We start from the raw sequence: 4,512 nt of genomic DNA, 5'->3' as shown, positions 1-4,512 counted from the left end.
GACCAGCGAAGGCGAGCTCACCGAGATCGGCCTGGCGCCCAAGCGGTTCTCCGACAAATCACGAAGTGAGCGGGCGGCGCATTTCGAGCGCGWCAAGGGCAAGGTGAGCTTCAGCGCCAACACGGCTGACGCGCCCTGGATCGCCGGCGCCCAGGATCGCATGAGCTTTTTCTTGCAACTGGCCGGCATGCTGGCGGGCAATCCGGCGGAATTCGTGCCCGGCAACAGCATTACCCTGTACACGGTGGGGCCGACCCAGGCCGACACCTGGACCTTCCTGGTGGAAGCCGAAGAAACCCTCACCGTCTCCGCCGGCAACCTACCGGCGCTAAAACTTTCCCGCAAGCCGCGCGGCGACTTCGACCAGAAGGTGGAAGTCTGGTTTGCGCCATCGCTCGACTATCTGCCGGTCAAGAGCAGGATCACAGAGCAAAACGGGGATTTTGTGGAGCAGTCACTGGACAGTGTGATCCGGCCCTGAGCAAAGCCTGAAAGGCGGCCATCCAGCCCGCGTTGCTGCCACGCACGGTGATGCGCGCTTTATGTGCGGTTTTACACGGTGTAGCGCGTCTTTACCGAACACTTGCAGGCCGTATGGTGCGGACTCTTGAACTTGGCCTCATCGTTGCTATCTGACGATAAAGGACCTCACCATGCAAATGCTTTACGACTCCGATTCTTTTGCCGTGGTTCAGATTCACGCGAACGCACCGGAAGAATCTGCGCCCGCTCCCGCCATCCCCCAGCTGGCCCGCCACGGCTTTGAAATCGTGGACAAACGCTCGGGCAAAGAGGTCTACCTGGACGGCTCCTGGGCAGAAATGTTCCAGCAACGCCTGAGCGCATGGGCACAGAACACACCCACGCAGGAAGAAATCGAAGACACGCTGGAAGGCTATAGCGGGTTGGCCAATACCCCGATGTCGTTGCACTAGCCCCCACGGTCACTCACTTCGTGTAGTTCCCGAGGCCTTGCAGGCCGCGGCTCGTGAGACGCTTCGCCTCTGTCGCCCGTCCAAGCCTGCGCAGGCAGGCTTGGAGCCGCGGGCTCCAGCCCCTCGGGGGCCGCTGCGCCTGAGGCCCGGCAAAGCCGGTTCCTCGGCCCCGGCTTGACCGAAGAATCCCATCACTCCGCCGGCGGGCTTTCACCTTGGGTCGCTGAGCGCTTCTCGTAGATCCAGCGGTACATGGGCTCGGCCAGCAGCAGCACGGCTGCCAGCCGGGTGACGTGAAAGGCCGTGACCACCGGCACACCCAATTGCAAGACCTTGGCCGTGATGGCCATTTCGGCGATGCCGCCTGGTGAAGTTCCGAGCAGCAGCGTGGCCCAGTGCAGGCTGGTGAATTGCGACAGCGACCACGCAAAACCCGCGCACAGCGCAATCATTCCCACCGTGGCCAGCGCCACCGAGCCCAGCCAGCGCGGCGCCATGTGCACAAAGCCGCTGGTGAAACGCACGCCCAGGCTGATGCCGATGACCAGTTGCGCGGCATTGGTCATCCACTGCGGCAGGGCCGACAGCGTGAGGCCGCAGGCCGTCAGCAGCAGCGACACCACCAATGCGCCTATGAACCAGGGGTTGGTGCGCTCCAGCTTGAGCATGGCCCAGCAGCCTATGCCGGTCAGCACGGCGAGCAGGGCCAGTCCCGGCAACTGGACCACACGCGCGCCGGGCAGGGTGGCGTCCAGCCCGTGCAGCCCCGCCCACTGGAAGCCAAAGGGAATGACCAGCGTGACCAGCAACACGCGCAGGCTGTGCGCCGATGCCACCAGGTCGGTCTGCGCGCCGTGACGCTCGGCCATCAGCGTCATTTCAGACGCGGCGCCTATAGGCGCGGCGAAGTAGGTCGTGATGCGCGACAGGCCTTTCACCTGGAAGGGCCCAGGCCCATGGTGCACCCGGTAAAGCCAGGCCCCGAAAGCCAGCCCCAGCGCGAGCGCCCAGACGATGTTCAGCGCAATCGCCCACCACAGTCCCGCCAGCAGGGCGACCACCTGCGGCGTGAAATAAAGCCCCAGCGCGCAGCCGATCACCCACTGCCCGCTGTTGCGCAGCGGTGTCCAGCTGGCCGTCGGGCCGCCCAGCATGGAAACCACGGCGGTCGCCAGCAGCGGGCCTATCATCCAGGGCAAGGGCGTGCGCAGCCAGAGGCACAGCGAGGCCGCGGCCCAGGCGAGCAGCAGCGTCAGGATGACGCGCATGAAAAAGGCGCGGGCAGGCGGGGAAAGAGGCGACATGGCTTGGGGCGCGGCCAACAAAAACCGGGCCGGAAGCATTAGTATCCACCGATGCGCCATTTCCCCACCCTTCGTCCTTCGGCATGGCTGCTGTGCGCCGCCGCGATGGCTTTGGCCGCCGGCTGCGCGGGCCGGCCCGAGGCGCCCATCCTGCAGGCGCCCAGCCTCGACACCGCGCAGACATCCGCGCGCCTGGAGGCCATTCTTCCGGCGGAAATTCTCATCCTGGGCGAGCAGCACGACGCAGCCGAACACCAGCACATCCAGCAACAGGTCGTCGCCCTGCTGGCCGCACGCGGCGCACTGGCCGCCCTGGCGCTGGAAATGGCCGACACCGGCGCCAGCACCTCCGCCCTCAAACCCAGCGCCACCGAGCAGCAAGTGCGCAATGCATTGAACTGGAACGACAAAGGCTGGCCCTGGGCCGCCTACGGCCCAGCCGTGATGACGGCTGTGCGCGCCGGCGTGCCGGTACTGGGCGCCAAYCTGCCACGCGCGCAGATGCAGGCCCGCATGGCGGACCACCAGCTCGATTTGCAGTTACCCGGACCGGCCTTGAAGGCGCAGCAGCAGCTGATACGCATGGGCCACTGCAACCTGCTGCCCGAGAGCCAGGTCACGCCCATGACTCGCCTGCAGATCGCCAAGGACATCACCATGGCCAACACACTGGCCCAGGCCGCGCTGCCCGGAAAAACCGTGCTGCTGCTGGCCGGCAGCGGCCACGCCGACCGCCATCTGGGCGTGCCGCAGCACCTGCCGGCCGATGTCAAGGCCAAGGCCGTCCGCCTGCGCGCCGGCGGCGCCGCGTCAAGCGAGAAAGCCGATGCCTTCGATGCTGTGTGGGAAACGCCCGCGCTGCCCGAAAAAGACTACTGCGAAGGCCTGGACAAAAAACTCGCGCCCAAGAAGTAGGCCCCCACGCTTTTCACTTCGTGTAATGCGCTGCCCCCCGGGGGGGCCGCCCGCCTGCGGCCCGGCAAAGCCGGTTCCGCGCCTCTAGCTGGTCTGGGATGAGAGCCCGCCCTCAACGACGCCTTATGTGGCTTCTTCAGGCGCCTCTAACCGCATCAAGCGTGCTTGCCGATCGCGTCGGCCACCACGTTGACGATGCGGTCTATGTGCTCTTTCTCGACGATGTAGGGCGGGCAGACCACGATGTTGTCKGCCGCCGGCCGCACCAGCACGCCGTGGTGGAAGCAGTCCATGAAGATGTCGTAGGCGCGCTTGCCCGGCGCACCGGCCACAGGCGCCAGTTCCACCGCGCCGGCCAGGCCCAGGGCGCGTATGCCGATCACATTGGGCAGGCCCTTGAGGCCGCTGTGCATCGCGTCGCCCAGCACCTTGCCCATCTGGCCGGAGCGCTCATACAGCTTCTCTTCCTTGAGCAGGTTCAGGGTCGCGATCGCCGCCGCGCAGGCCACGGGATGGCCCGAGTAGGTGTAGCCGTGGAAAAACTCGATGGCATGCTCGGGCGCGCCGCTGTTGGCATTCATCATGCCGTCGTAGATGCGGTCCGAGCAGATCACGCCGCCCAGCGGGATCACGCCGTTGGTCRCGCACTTGGCGAAGTTCAGCATGTCGGGCACCACGCCGTAGTAATCGGCGCCGAAACCCGTGCCCAGGCGGCCAAAGCCGGTGATGACCTCGTCGAAAATCAGCAGGATGCCGTGCTTGTCGCAGATCTCGCGCAAACGCTTGAGGTAACCCTTGGGCGGCAAATACCAGCCGGCGCTGCCGGCGACCGGCTCAACGATGACGGCAGCCACGTTGCTCGGGTCGTGCAGCGGCAGGATGCGGTTTTCCAGCTCCAGCAGCAGGTCTTCTTCCCACACAGGCTCGGCGCCGTTGATGTAGGCGTGGTTGACCGGGTCATGGATGAAACGCATGTGGTCCACGCGCGGCAGCAGCGCGGCGCCGTAGACCTTGCGGTTGGCCGGAATGCCGCCCACGCTCATGCCGCCAAAGCCGACGCCGTGGTAACCCTTCTCGCGGCCTATGAAGATGTTGCGATGGCCCTCGCCGCGCGCGCGGTGGTAGGCCAGCGCGACCTTGAGCGAGGTGTCGGCCGCCTCCGAGCCCGAGTTGCAGAACAGCACCTTGTTGAGGTCGCCGGGCGCTATGCCCGCGATGAGCTCGGCGGCCTTGAAGGCCTGGTCGTTGCTGGCCTGGAAGGCGGTCGCGTAGTCCAGCGTGTCGAGCTGCTTCTTGATGGCGTCGTTGATGGGCTTGCGGTTGTGGCCCGCGCCCACGCACCACAGGCTGGAGATACC

Annotated in this window: 5 protein-coding genes; 3 read left to right on the top strand and 2 right to left on the bottom strand. The window is 66.0% G+C overall.

Annotation, left to right across the window (positions count from 1 at the left end; translation table 11 throughout):
* Together AC1D0P_RS22250 and AC1D0P_RS22245 are read left to right on the top strand one after the other, a co-directional pair.
* A partial coding sequence (locus AC1D0P_RS22250; protein ID WP_477678735.1) for a DUF3108 domain-containing protein occupies positions 1–481 on the top strand: 481 nt, incomplete at its 5' end.
* Positions 482–653: 172 nt separating this feature from the next.
* Complete coding sequence (locus AC1D0P_RS22245) at positions 654–935, top strand: BTH_I0359 family protein (RefSeq protein ID WP_436156974.1); 282 nt, start codon at positions 654–656, stop codon at positions 933–935.
* Positions 936–1,126: 191 nt separating this feature from the next.
* Here AC1D0P_RS22245 and AC1D0P_RS22240 read toward each other — a convergent pair whose 3' ends face one another.
* Positions 1,127–2,239, bottom strand: coding sequence for an AbrB family transcriptional regulator (locus AC1D0P_RS22240; protein ID WP_477678734.1), 1,113 nt, complete (start codon positions 2,237–2,239; stop codon positions 1,127–1,129).
* A gap of 51 nt (positions 2,240–2,290) precedes the next feature.
* Between AC1D0P_RS22240 and AC1D0P_RS22235 the strand changes: the two genes are divergently transcribed.
* Positions 2,291–3,154, top strand: coding sequence for a ChaN family lipoprotein (locus tag AC1D0P_RS22235; protein ID WP_477678733.1), 864 nt, complete (start codon positions 2,291–2,293; stop codon positions 3,152–3,154).
* Between the two features lie 155 nt (positions 3,155–3,309).
* Here the strand turns inward: AC1D0P_RS22235 and aptA are convergent.
* The coding region (aptA, locus tag AC1D0P_RS22230; protein WP_477678732.1) for an omega-aminotransferase AptA at positions 3,310–4,512 on the bottom strand (1,203 nt) is incomplete at its 5' end.

This window comes from Polaromonas sp. P1_G2 (genome assembly GCF_056405515.1).
This window is presented reverse-complemented; position numbering and strand designations above follow the sequence as displayed.

Excerpts from the sequence above, each read along its gene's own strand:
- AC1D0P_RS22245 (WP_436156974.1), top strand. The coding sequence starts at position 654 with ATGCAAATGCTTTACGACTCCGATTCTTTTGCCGTGGTTCAGATTCAC.
- AC1D0P_RS22240 (WP_477678734.1), bottom strand. The coding sequence starts at position 2,239 with ATGTCGCCTCTTTCCCCGCCTGCCCGCGCCTTTTTCATGCGCGTCATC.